Annotated in this window: 13 protein-coding genes; 5 read left to right on the top strand and 8 right to left on the bottom strand. The window is 61.8% G+C overall.

The features are described 5' to 3' along the window. Positions 1-104: 104 nt before the first annotated feature. The 7 genes from M2400_RS32630 to M2400_RS32600 form a co-directional block, all read right to left on the bottom strand. On the bottom strand, positions 105-1,637 hold the full coding sequence (locus tag M2400_RS32630; RefSeq protein WP_010166975.1) for a DHA2 family efflux MFS transporter permease subunit: 1,533 nt from the start codon (positions 1,635-1,637) through the stop codon (positions 105-107). 64 nt (positions 1,638-1,701) lie between these two features. Further along, entirely contained in the window at positions 1,702-2,919 is a 1,218-nt protein-coding gene (locus tag M2400_RS32625) for an efflux RND transporter periplasmic adaptor subunit (RefSeq protein WP_177079683.1), read from the bottom strand. A gap of 15 nt (positions 2,920-2,934) precedes the next feature. After that, positions 2,935-4,398 carry an efflux transporter outer membrane subunit gene (locus tag M2400_RS32620; RefSeq protein WP_177079684.1) on the bottom strand — a complete coding sequence of 488 codons (1,464 nt, stop codon included), beginning with the start codon at positions 4,396-4,398 and terminating at the stop codon, positions 2,935-2,937. Beyond that, positions 4,395-4,868: a MarR family winged helix-turn-helix transcriptional regulator gene (locus tag M2400_RS32615; protein WP_177048564.1), complete on the bottom strand. Its 474-nt coding sequence runs from the start codon at positions 4,866-4,868 to the stop codon at positions 4,395-4,397. Before M2400_RS32615 ends, M2400_RS32620 begins: the two co-directional genes overlap by 4 nt. 232 nt (positions 4,869-5,100) lie before the next feature. Further along, complete coding sequence (locus M2400_RS32610; RefSeq protein ID WP_259199064.1) at positions 5,101-8,772, bottom strand: translocation/assembly module TamB domain-containing protein; 3,672 nt, start codon at positions 8,770-8,772, stop codon at positions 5,101-5,103. Further along, positions 8,772-10,499, bottom strand: a complete 1,728-nt coding sequence (locus M2400_RS32605) for an autotransporter assembly complex family protein (protein WP_259199063.1) — start codon at positions 10,497-10,499, stop codon at positions 8,772-8,774. Before M2400_RS32605 ends, M2400_RS32610 begins: the two co-directional genes overlap by 1 nt. 64 nt (positions 10,500-10,563) lie before the next feature. Beyond that, on the bottom strand, positions 10,564-11,214 hold the full coding sequence (locus M2400_RS32600; protein ID WP_259199062.1) for an N-acetyltransferase: 651 nt from the start codon (positions 11,212-11,214) through the stop codon (positions 10,564-10,566). Between the two features lie 203 nt (positions 11,215-11,417). Here M2400_RS32600 and xthA point away from each other — a divergent pair, with 203 nt between their 5' ends. Next, entirely contained in the window at positions 11,418-12,230 is an 813-nt protein-coding gene (gene xthA, locus M2400_RS32595; protein ID WP_177048539.1) for an exodeoxyribonuclease III, read from the top strand. 97 nt (positions 12,231-12,327) lie between these two features. Beyond that, entirely contained in the window at positions 12,328-13,668 is a 1,341-nt protein-coding gene (locus M2400_RS32590; protein WP_259199061.1) for a phosphate ABC transporter substrate-binding/OmpA family protein, read from the top strand. Between the two features lie 113 nt (positions 13,669-13,781). Here M2400_RS32590 and M2400_RS32585 read toward each other — a convergent pair whose 3' ends face one another. Then, a complete protein-coding gene (locus tag M2400_RS32585) occupies positions 13,782-15,011 on the bottom strand; it encodes an acyl-CoA dehydrogenase (protein WP_177048535.1) in 1,230 nt (409 codons plus the stop codon). Between the two features lie 150 nt (positions 15,012-15,161). Here M2400_RS32585 and M2400_RS32580 point away from each other — a divergent pair, with 150 nt between their 5' ends. From M2400_RS32580 to M2400_RS32570, 3 genes are all read left to right on the top strand, one after another. Next, on the top strand, positions 15,162-16,091 hold the full coding sequence (locus M2400_RS32580) for a LysR family transcriptional regulator (RefSeq protein ID WP_177048533.1): 930 nt from the start codon (positions 15,162-15,164) through the stop codon (positions 16,089-16,091). A gap of 167 nt (positions 16,092-16,258) precedes the next feature. Beyond that, positions 16,259-16,657 (top strand): MerR family DNA-binding transcriptional regulator, encoded by a 399-nt coding sequence (locus M2400_RS32575; protein ID WP_177048531.1) that lies wholly within the window; start codon positions 16,259-16,261, stop codon positions 16,655-16,657. 12 nt (positions 16,658-16,669) lie between these two features. Continuing rightward, entirely contained in the window at positions 16,670-17,569 is a 900-nt protein-coding gene (locus M2400_RS32570; protein ID WP_177112650.1) for a hydroxymethylglutaryl-CoA lyase, read from the top strand. Positions 17,570-18,899: the final 1,330 nt, after the last annotated feature.

The following is an 18,899-nucleotide window of genomic DNA, read 5'->3' as shown; positions in this document are numbered from 1 at the left end:
TTAGCTGCGTGTGTCGGTGGCGGGCCTGTCCCCCGTGTTTAACCATGAAACCCCCCCCCCCCCCCCCCCCCCGGCCTCGACAGCTGCTACGGGAGGATGGGGGCTTAGTGGCCTGAAGCCTCCGGCCCCGCCTTCGCCGCAAACGGCGGTTTCGCCAGCCACACAATCACGATCAAGGCCATGAACATCCACCCCAGCAACGTGAAGTAGTCCACGGTGGACATCATGTACGCCTGGCTGGTGAGGATCTGGTCCAGTTGCGCATAGGCCTTGTGCCCTGCCCCACCGAGCGCTTGCAAGGCGTCCCGGGTGGCCGAGTCGTAGGTGGTCATGTTCTCGCTCATGTAGGCATGGTGCTGGTCCGCCCGGCGAATCCAGATCCAGGTGGTCAGCGATGCCGCAAAGCTGCCGCCCAGGGTTCGCAGGAAGGTGGCCAGGCCCGCACCGTCGGCAATTTGCGCCGGCGGCAGGTCGGACATCAGGATGCTCAAGGTCGGCATGAAGAACAACGCCACGCCGATGCCCATGAACAGCTGCACCAGGGCGATGTGCGTGAAGTCCACTTCATTGGTAAATCCGGCCCGCATGAAGCAACTCAGGCCAATCGCGAGGAACGCCAGCCCCGCCAGCAGGCGCAGGTCGAACTTGTGCGCGTACTTACCCACAAACGGCGACATCAATACCGGCAGGATCCCGATCGGCGCCACCGCCAGGCCCGCCCAGGTGGCGGTGTAGCCCATCTGGGTTTGCAGCCATTGCGGCAGGATCAGGTTGATCCCGAAGAAGCCCGCATAACCCAGTACCAACACAATCGTGCCGATCCGGAAGTTGCGGTAGGCGAACAGCCGCAGGTTGACCACCGGGTGCTCGTCGGTCATTTCCCAGATCACGAACACCGCCAGGGCGATGGCCGAGATCACCGCGCCGATGATGATGAAGTTCGACTCGAACCAGTCCAGGTCGTTGCCCTTGTCGAGGATGATCTGCAAGGCACCGACGCCGACAATCAGGCTCAGCAGGCCGACGTAATCCATCGGCTGGTAGCTGGTAACCACCGGGCGTTTCTTCAGTTGGGAACGCACCACCATCACCGCAAAGATGCCGATGGGTACGTTGATAAAGAAGATCCACGGCCAGCTATAACTGTCGGTAATCCAGCCGCCGAGGATCGGCCCGGCAATCGGCGCCACCACCGTGACCATCGCCAGCAACGCCAGGGCCATGCCGCGCCTGGCGGGGGGATAGACCGCGATCAGCAGCGTCTGGGTCATCGGGTACAACGGGCCGGCCACCAGGCCTTGCAGCACCCGAAAGCCGATCAGCTCGGGCATCGAGGTGGAGATGCCGCAGAGAAACGAGGCCAGCACAAACAGGATGGTAGCCCACAGAAACAGCTTCACCTCGCCGAAGCGACGGCTCAGCCAGCCAGTCAGCGGCAGCGCAATCGCGTTGCTCACCGCAAACGAAGTGATAACCCAGGTGCCCTGCTCCGAACTCACGCCGAGGTTGCCGGAAATCGTCGGCAACGCCACGTTGGCGATGGTGGTATCGAGCACCTGCATGAAGGTCGCCAGGGACAAGCCGATGGTGGCCATCAGCAAGCTGGGCGGCGTGAAGGAGGCGTTAGCGTTACTCATCGCGAATCCTGTGCAACATGATGGGCGCTACGGCCGCCGGGGCCGTAGCTGATGGATTGGCGAATCAGCGCTGGGCAGCCTTGGGAGCGGCGACGCTGTTGTCATGGATCAGTTGGGTGATCATGGCGTCGGCTTCGGCCAGTTGGCGGTCGTACACATTGGTGGTGAACGAGGCCTTTTGCGGCGCCTGCTGGGCCAGTACCGGGCCGCTCTGGTCGTGCAGGTCGACGTTGACCACGGTGGACAAGCCCACCCGCAGCGGATGCTTGGCCAACTCTTCGGCGTTCACATGAATGCGCACCGGCACCCGTTGCACGATCTTGATCCAGTTACCGGTGGCGTTCTGCGCCGGCAGCAAGGCAAACGCGCTGCCGGTGCCTGCGCCGAGGCTGTCGACGGTGCCGCTGAATTTCACGTCGCTGCCGTAGATATCAGATTCGATATCCACCGGCTGGCCGATGCGCATATTGCGCAGCTGGGTTTCCTTGAAGTTGGCGTCGATCCACAGTTGATCCAGCGGAATCACCGCCATCAGCGCGGTGCCCGGCTGAACCCGCTGGCCCAGTTGCACGGTACGCTTGGCCACATAGCCGGTGACCGGTGCGATCAAGGTGCTGCGGGCGTTGGTGAGGTAAGCCTGGCGCAACTGCGCGGCGGCGGCCTGCACGTCCGGGTGGGACGAAATTACCGTGTCATCCACCAGGGCGCTGGTGGTCTTGAACTGTTGTTGCACGTTGGCCAAGGCGTTCTGCGCCGAGGTCAGGTCGTCGCGGGCGTGGGACAGCTCTTCCTGGGAAATCGCCCCGCCGGCAGCGAGGTTCTTACGCCGGTTGTAGTTGTCCTGGGCCTTTTGCACGTTGGCTTGTTGCGCCAGCACCTGGGCTTTCATGCCATCGACGTTGCTGTACAAGCCACGCACCTGGCGCACGGTGCGGGCCAGGTTGGCCTGGGCACTTTGCAGGCCGACGGCTGCGTCGTTGGGGTCAAAGTTGATCAGCACCTGGCCTTCATGCACCAGGTCGCCATCATCGGCACCGATGCTCACCACAGTGCCGGTCACCAGCGGGGTGATTTCCACCACGTTGCCGTTGACGTAGGCGTCGTCGGTGCTTTCGCTGAAGCGGCCATACAACTCATACCAGCCCCACACGCCCACAGCGCCGAGGATGACGATCAGCGCCAGGACAAACAGCATGACTTTGCGTTTGCGCGGGTTGCTGGTGTTGGGTTGTTCAGCCTTGTTTGTTTCAGGAGCGTTGTTGCTGGTTTCGGCAGTGGCCATGACAAGTACCTTGAATTATTCAGTGCGCGTGGCTGGGGTGGTCGAGGCCACGTTATCGGCGTGGAAACCGCCGCCCAGGGCCTGCATCAGTTGAATCGAAAGATCAATTTGTTCGGCATTCAGGGTGGCCAACTGACGTTGGGCCTGGAGTAATTGCTGCTCGATGCTGAGCACGTCCAGGTAATTCCCGATGCCTGAGCTGTAACGCTGCACCCCGGTGTCGTAGGACTGCTGGGCAATGTCCGCAGCATGCTGCTGGGCCTGGATCTGCCGGCCGGTCTCGCGCAACTGCACGAGGGTGTTGCCGATATCGCCCAAGGCTTGCACCAGGGTTTTGTTGTACTGGGCCACGGCCAGGTCGTAGTCGGCGTCGCGGGCATCGAGGTCGGCGCGCAGACGGCCGCCGTCGAAGATCGGCAGCGAGATGGTCGGCGCAATGCTGAAGAAACGGCTGGCCGAACCAAACATCGCATCCCCCAGCAACGACTCGGCCCCGGCGCTCGCGCTCAGGTTGAGGTTGGGGTAGAAGCGGGTCTTGCTAGCCGCGACGTTCTTGCTCGCCGCCTCCACACGCCAGCGTGCGGCGATCAGGTCCGGACGACGGCCCACCAGTTCGGCAGGCAACACCGACGGCACAGCAACAGCGCTCGGCTTGAGCACGTTGGGGCGTACCAGTTCGCTGCCACGGTCGGGGCCTTTGCCGAGCAACACCGCGAGGGCGATCTTGGCGCTCTGCAGTTGTTTTTCGGCATCGATCAGTTGCGACTGGGAGCTGGCTTCCAGGCTTTCGGTTTGCTGGTACTGGTACTGGCTGTCGATCCCGGAGTTCAGGCGACGCTGGCCCAGGTCGAGCATTTGCCGGGTGCGCTTGAGGTCATCATTGGCCAGGTCACGCACGATATGGGCCTGGCCCAGGTCGCTGTAGGCCTTGGCGACGTTGGCCGCCAGGGTCAGGCGCGCGGCCTGTTGGTCGACTTCGGCGGCGCGAGCCTGGCCCAGTGCCGCTTCCCAGGCGGCACGCTGGCCACCCCACAGGTCGAAGTTGTAGTTGAAGCTGGCACCGATGTTACGCACGGTGGCGTAGGCATCGCCCTGGCCCAACGGGTCCTGGTCCTTGGCCAGGCGCGAACGGCTCACACCGGCGCTGGCATCCAGGGTCGGCATGCGCTCGGCGTCGGCGGCATAGGCCGCGGCTTCGGCCTGGTGGGCACGGGCGCTGGCCACTTGCATGTCGGGACTGTTTTGCAGGGCTTCCTGGATCAGGCCGTCGAGCTGTGGGTCGCCGAGGCCTTTCCACCAGTCGGCGGCCGGCCAGGCAGCGGTGGACAGGGTGACGCCGCTGAGGGATTTGCCGGTTTGCAAGGTGTTGGCTTCGAGGCGTTTGCCTTCTGTGTTCAAGCCGCTGAAATTGGCACAACCGGCCATAGTCATGGCCACCAGCACAAGGCTGAGGCCGGCACGCAAGGAGCGATTGTTCATGCACCACCTACCCGCTGAATGGTGATGGGGTCACCCGCAGCTATCAGAATTTTCTTCAAGATTTTTTCCAGGGTTTGCAATTCACCCGGCTCCAGCGCGCCCGCCAATTGGTTCAGGGCCTGGGCGCCGATCTCCGGCAGCATGTCGGCTACGCGCTGGCCTTCCGGGGTCAGTACCAACTGCACCTGGCGCCGGTCCTGCTCGGAACGCTTGCGCGCCAGCAGGTCCTTTTGCTCCAGGCGGTCGAGCATGCGGGTCATGGAGCCGCTGTCCAGGGACAGGTTGCGGCACAGCTCGGCCGGGGTGTCGACGCCGTACTGGGCCATGATGATCAACACCTTGAACTGCGCGGCCGTGATGCCGTGGGGCTCCATATGGGTGTCGATGATCTTGTCTTTAAGCAGCGCAGCCCGACCCAGCAGCAGGCCGAGGTGGCAGTTGTGGAAGTTTTCGGGGGTGAAGTGCTTCATCGTGATCAGCCTATTAACTGCCTAAGCAGTGAATGTGTGTCACGATGTTACTGCCTAGGCAGCGAATGTCAAACAAATAGTTAGGTTGCTTGCTAATTAGCGGATAAGTGGCGCTCTCGTGTAGGAGCGAGCTTGCTCGCGAAGAACTGAAGGGCAACGCGTGCATCCAGGGCGCACGCGTTATCGTTGACGTTTTTCGCGTTCAAGCTCGCTCCTACAAGGAGAGGCGCCCTTAGAAATCCCGCTTGTAGAAAATATCCAGAGAGCTGGCCACACCGCTGGCCACTTCCAGGTACACCTTCTTGCTCAGCAAATACCGCAAGGCAATGGTGTTGGCCGGCTCGAACACCCCCACGCCATAACGCAGGCTGAGCTTCTCCGAGATCTTGCCGCTGGCCACCACGGCGGTGTTGTTGCCGCTGCCCTGGGTGTCCAGCTCAAAGTCCTGGATGCCCAGGTTCTTGGCAATGTCCGACGTCACCCCGGCGCTGCCCATCAACCCAAGGCCCAGCGCCGCCTGGGCCAGCATGTTGTTGTCTTCACCGGTGGTGCTGAGGGGGCGGCCCAGTACCAGGTAGGACAGCGCCTGCTCCTGGCTCATGGCCGGTTCCGAGAAGATCTGCGTGGTGGGCTGCTCGGCGCTGCCGCTCAGGCGGATACCGGCGGTTACGTCGTCGGTCTGGCGGATGGCTTCGATGTCGAGGTACGGCTGGTCGATCGGCCCGGCGAACAGCAACCGCGCACGGCGCACGGTCAGGCGCTGGCCGTAGGCGCGGTAGCGGCCGTCGTTGAGCCAGAGTTCGCCACGGGTGTCCATGTTGTCGCCGATGTGTACGTGGCCTTGCAGGTTGGCGGTGAGGCCGAAGCCGGCGAAGCTCAGCTTGTCCTTGCCCACCTCCACATCGATGTCCATCGCCATGGCCATCGGCGGCTTGCCCTCTTCGGTCTGGCTGCCGACGATCACCGTGTCATCCGAGACCTTGACCGTCGATGGCGGCAGTTCGCGCACGGTGATCTCGCCCGTGGGGATCTGCACCTTGCCGGAAATCGCCAGCTTGTCGTTTTTCATGCTGATTTTCAGGTCGGGCGCCACTTCCAGGGCCGCGTAGGGCTCCACGGTGACCGGCAGTTGCGTGCCTTGCAGTGCAATGTCCACCGCCAGTGCCTGGCCCCAGTCGATCTGGCCCTTGATAGAGCCCTGCCCGGCCTTGCCGCTGCGCCAGCCACCATTGAGCTGCACGCTTTCGCCGGCAATCAGCGCCTGGATATTCAGGCCTTCGAAGCTGGTGGGCAGTTGCGGACCGGAGATTTCGCCGCCCACCAGGTTGATGCTGCCGTTGACCTGAGGCGCCAGCAGGCCGCCGCCGATGCGCCCGTTGCCGTTGAGCTTGCCGTTGAGCTTCTCGACCATCGGTACAAACGGCCGCGCCACGGCGAGGTCGAGGCCGGTCAGGGTGAAGGTGCCGGTGATCGGTTTGTTCTTCGGCAGCGGATTGATCTGCGCCTGCAACAGCAATTCGCCCAGCTTGCCGCCGCGGAAGTTCAGCTGGGTGTCGATGCGTTTGGGGTTGAGGGTGGTTTCCAGCTTCAAGGTGTCGTAGGGGAAATCCAGCCACTGGTCCTTGTCCTTGACCCGCAGGGTGCCGCCGCTGGCGTCCACCGAGACCACGCCTTTGGGGCCGCTGGCCGGCAGGTCGAGTTGCACGTCGGCATTGAGCTTGCCCTGCCAGGCGAAGTCTTTCGGCAAAAAGGCCGCCAGGCTGTCGATGGGGAACTGCTTGAGGTGGTAACGCAGCTTGGGCTCGGGCATCAGGCGCTGGTCTTCGCCGCACAGGCTCGCCGCGCCGGACACCCAGCAATGGGCAGCAAAGGTCAGCTTGCCATCGGCCATGCGCTCGATTTTCGCCGGGGCTTGCAGCTTCCAGTCCTGGCCACCCGCTTGCACATCACCGCTGGCCAGGCGCCCGCGCCAGTTGCCTTTGTCGAGGTTGCCATCCAGGGCCAGGGCCAGCTTGAGCAGCGGGCCGGCCAGGTCGAGCTGGACCTTTTGGTTTTTGATATCGCCCTGGGCACTGGCGGTGAAGGTGCCGACCTGGGTTTCACCGGCCTGGATGCCGCTGCCCTTCAGGTCGATTTTGGCGCGTTGGGCATTATCCAGGTTCGCGTCCAGGGTCAGGTTTTGCAGGCGGTTATCCTCAAACGCCAGTTGCTGGCCAACCAGGTTGAGCTTGCCTTGCGGCGCTTTCAGGGTGCCGGCGACGTCGAGGCGACCATTCATCTGCCCGCGCAGCTGCGGCCAGAGCTGGGCGAGGCGCGTCAGCTTGATGTCGATCTGCCCGGCGAGGCGCTGTTGCAGGCTGCCGCTGCCATAGATGCGGTTGTCGCCGAGGCGAATGTCGAGGGCGCCGAGGGTCCACTGCTCGCCTGCGCCTTCGGCCTTGGCCTGGAGTACGGCGGGCTGGCCCCGCAGGCGGCCCTTGAGGTCGAGGTCGGCGTTGAGCTTGAGCTGCTCGTTCTTCATCTCACCCTTGCTGCGCAACGGGCCCGCGAGGGTGCCGGGCAATTCCGCGACCCAATACGCCGGGTTGATCGCCGACAGGTCCAGCGCGGTATCCCAGGCGATGCCGTCGGCAAATTGCAGGTTCAGGTGGCCTTCGGCCTTGCCTTGGCCGGCGGCGAGTTTCAGCTCGGGGAGGAACACTTGCTTGAGGTCGCCGCTGAACGGGCTGGCCAGGCTGAACTTGCCCGCCGGGCCGTCGAGGTCGGCCTTGAAGTTGCCCAGGTAGTTGCCGTCCTTGTAGGAAATTTCGCCATTGAAGGTACGCAAGGCTACTTGGGGTTCGTCGATCACCGGGTACAGGCGATGCCAGGGGAAATCCAGCCAGTCGATTTTCGCGTCGGCGCTGAAGCCTTGCTGCCAGTCCAGATTGGCACTGACCTTGAGGCTTTGTTTATCGCCGGCATTCAAATCCAGCCCGGCGATCTGCGCGCCCTTGGCGTCGACCTTGCCTTGCAGCAGCAAATCCACCGGGCCTTTTTCCGCCGGCAGTACGGCTTTGCCCAGCAGTTGGTAACCGTTGCTCAGGTCGCCCTTGGCCGTCAGGTCCAGTTGATTGAGTTGCAGGGTATCGGGCAGATCGGCACTGGGTTTGAAGCCATCGGCGGTGATGTGCAACTGCGCCGGAAGGTTTTCCACCAGCGGTTGCAACTCGCCGCTGAGTTTGGCCGGCAGGTAGCCGCTGCTGTCGGCGTCGAGTTTGAGGGTCTTGAGCAGATCGCCATCGACCTTGAGCGCCAGCGTCCACGGCGCGCCGCCCGGGGCGTACGGCAGGCTCAGGTTACCGGCGGCGGTCAGCGGCCAATTGCCGGTTGGTTGCAGTTGGCCGGACAGGTCGAGTACCAGGCCGTCCCGTTGCAGGTGCACCGAGTCGATCTGCATACCGGCGGCCGTCCAGTGCGCCGCCAGTTGCAGGCCCTGGAGTTCTTCGCTGCCGTTGAACAGCAGGCTGCCAACGCGGATGTCGCCCAACTGGATAGCGAGCGGCAATTTCAGGTCCGGCAGGGTAATCGGGCCGCTGCTTTCTTCGGTACTGGGCGCAAATTGCAGGCTCACCTGCTCCACATCCAGCCGGTTGATGCACAACGTCATGCGCATCAGGCACGCGGGCGACCAGTCGAACTTCGGTGCCTGCAGCTCCACGCGGCTGCCGTCTTGTTGCCATAACAGATGGTCGGCACTCCACTGGCCGCCCAGGCGACCCTGGAAATTCTCCACGGCCAAACCCGGCACCTGGCCCAGCACCCAACGGCTGCCGACTTGGGTACCCAGCACCGTCCACAGCGCCAGCACTATCACCGCGAGGACCGCCAGCACGGCCAGCCCCGCTATTTTCAAACCACGCATCACAGCTCAGGCCCCATGGAAAAGTGCAAACGAATGCCGCCCGGATCTTCGAGGGCATGGGCCAGGTCGAGGCGGATCGGACCGACCGGCGACACCCAGCGCACGCCCACACCCACACCGGTTTTCAGGCTCGGCATTTCCAGGGTGTTGAACGAGTTGCCTTGGTCGATAAAGGTCGCGATCCGCCATTTTTCGGCGATGGAATATTGATACTCGGCGCTCAGGGCCACCATGTAGCGGCCACCGATGCGGTCGCCACGGTCGTTTTCCGGGGACAGGGTCTGGTATTCGTAACCGCGCACGCTCTGGTCGCCACCGGCAAAAAACCGCAACGACGGCGGTACGGATTTGTAGCCGTTGGTGGCGCTGCCGCCAAACTGCGCCCGGGCCAGGAAGCGGTGGTTGTCCCACAGGGTGGTCAAGCCCTTGATGGTCGCCGTGCCGTAAAGCAGGTTGGTGTCGGAACCCAGTCCTTCCTTGGCGACCTTGGCGTCGAACAGCAGGCGATAGCCATTGTGCGGGTCGATGCGGTTATCACTGCGCAGGTAGGAGTAGCTGACCCCCGGCATCACAAGGTTACTGAGACCGGAGTCATTGCCCAGGCGATATTCTTCGCGCTGATACTTGAGCGAAATCACCCGGGTCCAGCCGCTGGGCAATTTGCTGTGCCACTCGGGGCCGAGGGTGAGCAATTTACTCAGGGTGTCGGTGTTGGCGATTTCTTCATTCTGGTAGCCGCCGGCGAAACGCAGTTTGTCGGTCAGTGGCGGGTCCAGGGGAATGTCGTACCACAGCCCGACGTTCTGCCGGGGTGCCGACAGCTCGGCTTCCCAGCCATAACTGTGGCCCTGGGGGTTGACCCAGTGGCGCGTCCAGTTGGCCTTGCCTCGGGGGCCGACGTCGGTCGAATAACCCAGGCCCAGGCCCATGGTACGGGGCTTGCGGGTTTCCAGTTGCACGGCTACCGGGATTACGTCGTTGGTGGACGCGGCCGGGGCGGCGTCCACGCGCACGCCCTCAAAAAAGCCGCTGCCTTGCAGGTTCTGGTTGAGTTCGGCGATCAGCTCGGAGTCGTAGGGCGCGCCGCTCTTGAACGGCACCATGCGTTGCAGCAGGTCTTCATCAAACGGCGTGTCGCCGGCAAAGCTGACCTTGCCCAGGGTGTAGCGCGGGCCGCTGTCATAAATGAGTTCGATATCGGCCACGCCCGCCTTGGGGTCCACCGAGAGTTTCTGACTGGTAAAGCGCCCGCTGAAAAAGCCGTAGCGTGACGCCTGGTTCTGGATAACGCGCTTGGCGTCTTCGTAGTTGCCGTGGTTGAGCACGGCGCCGGGTTTGAGTTGGTCGCTGCTGGGCACGCGAAAGCCTTTGAGGTCGGCGGCCTGGCCATCGACCCGAATGGTCACGTTGCGCAAATGCACCGGTTCGCCGGGGTCGATGGTGAGGATCAGGCGCGGGTTCTTGCCGCCCTTCACATCGCTGGCAATCTGCGGCTGATAGAAGCCCAGCGCCTGGGCGGCCTTGCGGGCCTGCTCCTCGGCGCCACGGCTGAACCGTTGCAAGGCTTCTTCGTCACGATCGCCGACCCCGCCGATGTAGCCTTCGATGTTGGCTTTCAACGCGTCGTTTGAAGGTTTGATGCGCACATCCAATTCGCTTTGCGCCAAGGCGCCGCAGCTCGTGAACAGCAGGATCAAGCCGCTGGTAAATCTTCCTGGAAACTTCATAGGCCGGGATGCTACACGAGCTTGGGAGCGTCTTAGAACCCTGATTTGTCTGAACAATTCTGTCTTAAATCGTCGCAGCCTGTAACACCTGCGGATTTGCGTGAAAGAACACGTGTTCCAGGACGGGTCCTACAGCCACCTCGCCGATCTCTTCATAGCCCTGACGTTTATAGAACTCCAGGTAGCGAGAATTCCCAGTGTCCAACACCACGCCGGAGGAATGCGGGTCTTCGGCGCACCAGTTATGTACCGCTCCCAGCAACTGTTCACCGTAGTGCTTGCCCTGGAATTGCGGGTGAATCCCCAGCAGCGGCAGTACATGCACCGAGTCCGAAGGCAGGCACGCCAGCACCGCCTGATGGTATTCCAGATAGCGCCGGGTGCCGCGCACGCCAGTACTCAGCCACATGCGCAATTGCCAGGCCCAGCTTTCGGTAATGCCCAGGCGCCGCGTGGGTGGCGCGATCAGGGCGATGCCGATCAGCCGGTCGTTGACCAGCAGGCCAATGGCCGGAAGGTTCTGGAAGAAGTGTTGCTTGACCAGTTCACGCACGGTGGCGCGCACCCGCTGTTCGTAGCCGGGACGTTCGGCTTCGAAGATGTAGGCGAACGTCGGCTCATGGCGATAGGCCTGGTACAACAGGGAGCGGGCTTCGCGGGAATAGCCGCTGTCGAGCATGTGGATCTGGGCGATGGCAGTCGAGGTGTCAGGCATAACAGTGAATCTCCCCTGGGCGCTGACTCAAAAAGGTTGCGCTCTTGTTATTACGAACGTCTGCGGCACTGGTTCGTTCAGTGTAGCCATCGAGGGCCGCTTCGCAGCCCAACGCAGCCTCGTGCCTCGGCAGCTGCTACAAGGCTGGCCCCCGTCCGACTTGTCGGCTAGCATCGCCCTTTTGCCAGACTGGACTGCCGACCATGAAAATCGTGTCTTTCAATATCAACGGGCTGCGCGCCCGCCCTCATCAGCTGGCGGCACTGATCGAGAAACACCAGCCGGACGTGATCGGCCTGCAGGAAACCAAGGTCCACGACGACCAGTTCCCGCTGGATGAGATCAAGGCCCTGGGTTATCACGTGTATTACCACGGGCAGAAAGGCCACTACGGTGTTGCCCTGCTCTCGCGCCAGGAACCGCTGGCACTGCATAAAGGCTTTGCCAGCGACGAAGAAGACGCCCAGCGCCGGTTTATCTGGGGCACCTTCGCCGATGCCAACGGCAACCCGATTACCATCATGAACGGCTATTTCCCACAGGGCGAAAGCCGCGACCACCCCACCAAGTTCCCCGCCAAGCAACGCTTCTACGAAGACCTGCAGACCTTGCTGGAATCGCAGTTCAGCAATGACCAGGCCGTGGTGGTGATGGGCGATGTGAATATTTCCCCGCAAGACTGCGACATCGGCATCGGTGCCGACAACGCCAAGCGCTGGCTGAAAACCGGCAAGTGCAGCTTCCTGCCGGAAGAGCGCGAGTGGATGGCGCGCTTGAAGAACTGGGGCCTGGTGGACAGCTTCCGTCACCTTAACCCGGACGTGGCAGACCGCTTCAGCTGGTTCGATTACCGCAGCCGTGGTTTTGAAGACGAGCCCAAGCGCGGGCTGCGGATCGACGTGATCATGGCCTCTCAAGGCTTGCTGCCTCGGGTGAAGGATGCCGGCGTAGACTACGATCTGCGCGGCATGGAAAAACCCTCCGATCATGCGCCGATCTGGCTGGAATTGAGCTGATTTAGCATAGAGGGCCGGCAAACCGGCCCTCGTCATATTTATGCAACCTGCCTGACTTAATCTCGCGGCACTCCCTTTGGCTCGAGAAGGTGCCGGCATGATGCTGCGCGTTCTATCCCTGCTGGCCCTGCTCAGCGCATTCCCCCTCGCCGCGTCCTCCGCCCCATTGCCCTTTCCCGAAAACGGCCCGGCCTTGCGCATCCAGGGTTCCAACACCATTGGCGCGGCACTGGGCCCAGCGCTGGTCAAGGGACTGATGGAGCAACAGGGTTTGCAAGGCGTGCACAGCGAGCCGTCTGACCGAGACAATGAACAGCACATCGTCGGCAAGACCCGCCAGGGCCAAAGCGTGACGATAGACGTGGCCGCCCATGGCTCCAGCACCGGGTTTGCCGCGCTGAAAAAAGCCAGTGCCGACCTCGCCGCGTCCTCCCGGCCGATAAAAGACAGCGAGCTGGTGGACCTCGAATCCCTCGGCGACCTGAAAAGCCCCGACGCCGAGCAAGTCATCGCCGTTGATGGCCTGGCGATCATCCTCAACCCGCGCAACCCGCTCAATACCCTGAACACTGAGCAACTGGCGCAGATTTTCAGCGGTGAGGTCGCCACCTGGGAACAGATCGGCGGTATCGGCGGCAAGATTCACTTGTATGCGCGGGATGATCAGTCGGGCACCTACGATACGTTCAAGGAGCTGGTGCTCAGCCGGCGCGGCAAGTCGCTGGATGGCAGCGCCAAGCGGTTCGAGTCCAGCGAGCAATTGTCGGATGCGGTCAGCCACGATCCTCAGGGCATCGGCTTTATCGGCTTGCCCTATGTGCGCCTGGCCAAGGCGGTCGCCATAGTCGATGGCGACTCGCAGCCCATGCTGGCGTTAAACAGCCTGATCGCCACTGAGGATTACCCGCTGTCGCGCCGGTTGTTCTTCTATCTGCCACCCGCCGGGCAGAACCCGTGGGCCAAGGCGTTGGTGGACTTTGCCCAAAGCAGCAAGGGCCAGGCGATCGTGGCCGCCAACGGCTTTATCGCGCAGCAGGTGCAGGCCATGGCGGTGGAGCCCCGCGCGCCGATGCCGGCGGATTACCAGGCGATTGCCCGACAGGCGCAGCGGCTGACCGTGAACTTCCGGTTTGAGGAAGGCAGCGCCAGCCTCGACAATAAGGCGCGTCAGGACCTGATGCGGGTGGTGGCTTATATAAAGAGCCACGGCAAGCTGGACAAGCAGGTAACGCTGGTGGGGTTTGGGGATGCCAAGAATGATGCGCAGCGGGCGGCGCTATTGTCGAAGCTGCGGGCGATGGCGGTGCGGCGGGAGCTGGTTAAAAGCGGCGTGGTGCTGAGGGATATCCGCGGGTTTGGCGCCGAGATGCCGGTGGCAGCGAATACGGCGGATGAGGGAAGGATCAAGAACCGGCGGGTGGAGGTTTGGGTGTATTGAGGACTTAAAGTCTTTATTTCCCGGACTGGCCTCATCGCGGGCAAGCCCGGCTCCCACAGTTGACTGCATTCACCTGTGGGAGCTGGCTTGCCTGCGATGAAGACACCTCGGTCTTACTGCCCGCTGCGCATCATCTCCCGCGGCACATACTTGCCGATCTCGAACTTGCCGATCGCCGCCCGGTGCACTTCGTCCGGGCCGTCGGCCAGGCGCAGGGTGCGCTGCATGGCGTACATGTAGGCCAGCGGGAAATCATTGGAAACACCGGCACCACCGTGGATCTGGATCGCGCGGTCGATCACCTTCAACGCCACGTTCGGCGCCACCACCTTGATCTGGGCGATTTCGCTTTTCGCGACCTTGTTGCCCACGGTGTCCATCATGTAGGCGGCTTTCAAGGTCAGCAGGCGCGCCATGTCGATTTCCATCCGCGAGTCGGCGATCTTGTCGATATTGCCCCCCAGGCGTGCCAGCGGTTTGCCGAAGGCGGTACGGCTGACGGAACGTTTGCACATCAATTCCAGCGCACGCTCGGCCATGCCGATGGAGCGCATGCAGTGGTGGATACGGCCCGGGCCAAGGCGCCCCTGGGCGATTTCAAAGCCCCGGCCTTCGCCCAGCAGGACGTTTTCGTACGGCACGCGGACGTTTTCAAACAGCACTTCGGCGTGGCCATGAGGGGCGTCGTCATAGCCGAACACCGGCAGCGGGCGCAGGATCTTCACGCCGGGCGCATCCACCGGTACCAGGATCATCGAGTGCTGCTGGTGGCGCGGCGCATCCGGGTTGCTCAGGCCCATGAAGATCAGGATCTTGCAGCGCGGGTCGCAGGCGCCGGAGGTCCACCATTTTTTGCCATTGATCACCCATTCGTCGCCATCGCGTACCGCACGGGCGGCCATGTTGGTGGCGTCGGAGGAAGCCACGTCCGGCTCGGTCATGGCAAACGCCGAGCGGATCTCGCCCCGCAGCAGCGGTTCGAGCCAGCGTTGTTTCTGTTCCTCATTGGCGTAGCGCACCAGCACTTCCATGTTGCCGGTGTCGGGTGCCGAGCAGTTGAACGGCTCCGGCCCCAGCAAGGAGCGGCCCATGATTTCGGCGAGTGGCGCGTATTCGAGGTTGGTCAAACCGGCGCCCAGTTCGGATTCCGGCAGGAACAGGTTCCACAGGCCTTCGGCTTTGGCCTTGAGCTTCAACTCTTCCATGATTGCGGTGGGCTGCCAGCGGTCTCCTTCGCTGACTTGGCGCTCAAACACCGGCTCGGCCGGGTAAACGTAAGCGTCCATGAACGCGGTGACACGTTCACGCAGTTCCTGAACCTTGGGCGAATAGGCGAAATCCATGGGCAGCACCTTCTCAATGGAGGTTGTTGAGGTCATGAATCGATGCTAGAACAGCGTTGATAATTTACCTAGCCTATTCTCGGCGTGTATTAACATTCATCACCGATATATGATCGGCGTATGGACACCTAACAATAAGAGCGCAGCGAAATGAATCTGAGCAAGGTCGACCTTAACCTTTTCATCGTCTTTGACGCGATCTACACCGAAGCCAACCTGACCCGCGCCGGGCAGATTGTCGGAATTACCCAGCCGGCGGTGTCGAACGCTCTGGCCCGCCTGCGGGAAACCTTCAACGACCCGCTGTTCGTGCGTACCGCCCAAGGCATGGTGCCCACGCCCATGGCCCAGAACATCATCGGCCCGGTGCGCAATGCGCTGTCGCTGCTGCGGGTATCGGTGCAGGAAAGCCGGATTTTCAACCCGCAACAGGCCGCCAAGACCTACCGCATCAGCATGACCGACCTCACCGAAGCAGTAATCCTGCCGCCGCTGTTCCAGCGCCTGCGCCGCCTGGCGCCGACGGTGGTGATCGAGAGTTTTCTGTCCAAGCGCCGGGAAACCACCAAGGAGCTGGCGGCCGGTCGCCTGGACTTTGCCGTTGATGCGCCGCTCAACACCGACCCGCAAGTGCGCCACGTCAAGCTGATGGAAGACCGCTATGTGTGTGCCATGCGCAAGGGCCACCCGATGGCGGGCAAGGAAAAGCTGACCCTGGATGATTACCTGTCCCTGACCCACATTCATATCTCCAGCCGGCGCAACGGCCTGGGCCATGTCGACCTGGCGCTGGGCAAGATGGGCCTGCAACGCAAGATCGCCCTGCGTTCCCAACATTATTTGATGGCCTCGCAAGTGCTGCAGCAGACCGACATGGTGATGACCGTGCCGGAGCGCTTTGCAAGGCGTCATGAACTGCACTGGTTCAACCTGCCGGTGAACGATGTGCCGATGGTGGAAACCCATCTGTACTGGCACGAAAGCACCGACCAGGACCCGGCCAACCGCTGGATGCGCGAGCAGATGATCGAGTTGTGCCAGCAAGTGACGGCCCATGAGAAGAAGCTGGACAAACTGTAGGAGCGAGCTTGCTCGCGAAAAACCTGAGAACGCCGCGTTGAACCAGACAGCCTGCGTTAACGTTAGCGTTTTTCGCGAGCAAGCTCGCTCCTACAGTGGGCAATGTGCTTGACGTTAACGTCAACCACCCATTAGCTTAGCCCTCAAGACACTCCTTGAGCGCCCCCATGAGCACGACCTACAGCATCTCCGATCTCGCCCGCGAGCTCGACATCACCACCCGCGCCATTCGTTTCTATGAAGAACAAGGCCTGCTGTCCCCGGAACGCCGGGGCCAGGAGCGCATTTATTCGCCCCGGGACAAGGTCAGCCTGAAGCTGATCCTGCGGGGCAAGCGCATCGGTTTCTCCCTGGCCGAGTGCCGCGAGCTGATCGAACTCTACGACCCCACCAGCGGCAACCAGAAACAGCTGCACAGCATGCTGGCGAAAATCGCCGAACGCCGCGAGCAGCTGGAGCAACAGTTGCTGGACATCGAACAGATGAAACTGGAACTCGACACCGCCGAAGAGCGCTGCACCCAGGCGCTGGAACAGACCCTTCAGAGCCAGGTTGGCCATTTATAAAAGGTAGCTGCCATGTCCCTCCCCTCTCACGTGCGCCTGGTGGAAGTCGGTCCGCGCGACGGCCTGCAGAATGAAGCACAACCCATCAGCGTCGCCGACAAGGTGCACCTGGTGGACGCCCTGAGCGCCGCCGGCCTGGGCTACATCGAAGTCGGCAGCTTTGTGTCGCCCAAATGGGTGCCGCAAATGGCCGGTTCTGCCGAGGTGTTTGCGCAGATCCAGCGCAAGCCGGGTGTGACCTATGGCGCGTTGGCGCCGAACCTGCGGGGGTTTGAAGATGCCCTGGCTGCAGGCGTGAAGGAAGTCGCGGTGTTTGCGGCTGCCTCCGAGGCGTTTTCACAGCGCAATATCAACTGCTCCATCAGCGAAAGCCTGGAGCGCTTCGTGCCGATCATGGACGCGGCCAGGCAGCATGGGGTGAGCGTGCGGGGTTATGTGTCGTGTGTGCTGGGTTGCCCCTATGAAGGCCAGGTCGCTGCGGAGCAAGTGGCAGCCGTGGCCCGGGAGCTATTTGCCATGGGCTGCTATGAAGTCTCCCTGGGCGACACCATCGGCACCGGTACTGCGGGCGCCACGCGGCGGATGTTCGAGGTAGTCGGCGCCGAAGTGCCTCGGGACAAGCTGGCCGGGCACTTCCATGACACCTATGGCCAGGCCATCGCGAATATCTACGCCAGCCTCTTGGAAGGCATCCAGGTGTTCGACAGCTCTATTGCCGGCCTTGGCGGCTGCCCCTACGCCAAGGGCGCCAGCGGTAACGTCGCCACCGAAGACGTGCTGTACCTGCTCAATGGCCTTGGCATCGAGACCGGTATCGACATGGACAAGCTGATTCTGGCGGGCCAGCAGATCTGTACGGTACTGGGCCGACCCACCGGTTCACGCGTGGCCAAGGCGCGTAACGCCGGTTGAGTAGCCCGCTTGTGACGATGTGTTACCTCGCGGCTACACATCGGGTAACACGGGAACATATTTTGTCGCATTTCCTGAAAGAAATTTCCTACTAAAAAAGCAAATCATTGATTTTAAATGACTTTATAAAGTTGGCACGGCTTCTGCTATCTCTATTGCATAACAAGAATAAAAAGCACCAAACCTAATAAAAATAAGACGTAACGACTCTGACATAACAAAAACAACACGGCAGAGACGCAGCTAACAGATTTTTTTGGAGAAGATGTGCTTCGCAGGGTACGGCTAGCCGAAACCCGCAACCGGATAGAGAAGAACAAAAAACTACCTCAAGGTAGCTACCCACTGGTTGGATCGCGTGCGAAGAAGCAGATCAGCGCTCAAAAAAATACGTTTGCTCTTGACCCCGGATGGGGGTCGCCAAAAACAGCGGTAAAGGGCCACGGTTGCCAAAAACAACAACAGACCGCCCCTCAATAATAAAAAAAGAGCACGCAACGACAAATTAAAGGGGACCCTCGGGTCCCCTTTGTGCTTCCTCGTGGAAGGTGATTTGCGTGTATATCCGTTTTTTGGGTAACGGCTGCTATGGGTTCCGCTCTTACAGCGGCTCACTTTTGAACAGCGCAAAAGTAAGCAAAACGCTCTTGCCCCACCACTCGGCACCTCGCTTGGGCTCGGTGTGCCCTCAGCTCCGGTAGCACGAAGCGGGCCGCCGCGACGGAGCGTCCCTGCCCCGTCGCGGCTAAACCGGCGTCCTGCCGGTTTACCCGCTCCGTAATACCTGCGTTCGGCCAACGTGGTTTAACGGGGCGCCTAAGATCAAGATCAAAAGCAGATCAAAAGCACAGCGGCCTACAGGCCGGCTTGAGTGTGGTGAAGCAAAGGCAAAATCAAAATCTAAAGCCAGAGCGGGCACGGTCAACTGTGGGAGCTGGCTTGCCTGCGATGGCATCGCCTCGGTGTATCTGGAAGACCGAGTTGCCTGCATCGCCGGCAAGCCAGCTCCTACAGAAAAGCGGCTTTTGCCTTTGCTTTTAACACTCAGGTCGGCTTTCAGGCCGCCGTGCTGTTGATCTTGATTTTGATCTGACTGCCCCATTCAGCCCGAGGCCGAACTCAGGGATTGAGGAGCGGGTAAACCGGCAGGACGCCGGTTTACCCGCGACGGGGCAGGGACGCCCCGTCGCGGCGGCCCGCGGAGCAATCCCGGAGAGAGGGCACACCGAGCCTAGGCGAGGTGCCGACAGGCGGGGCAGAGCCCTTTGCTTACTTTGGGCTGGGCCGGCATTCCGGCTTTTCCAAAGTGAGTCGCTGTAAGAGCGAAACC

This window comes from Pseudomonas sp. BIGb0558, from assembly GCF_024807515.1.
In the GTDB taxonomy this organism is placed as follows: Bacteria; Pseudomonadota; Gammaproteobacteria; order Pseudomonadales; family Pseudomonadaceae; genus Aquipseudomonas; species Aquipseudomonas yamanorum_A.
The sequence above is the reverse complement of the archived record's forward strand: the minus strand, read 5'-3'. Positions and strand labels throughout refer to the sequence as shown.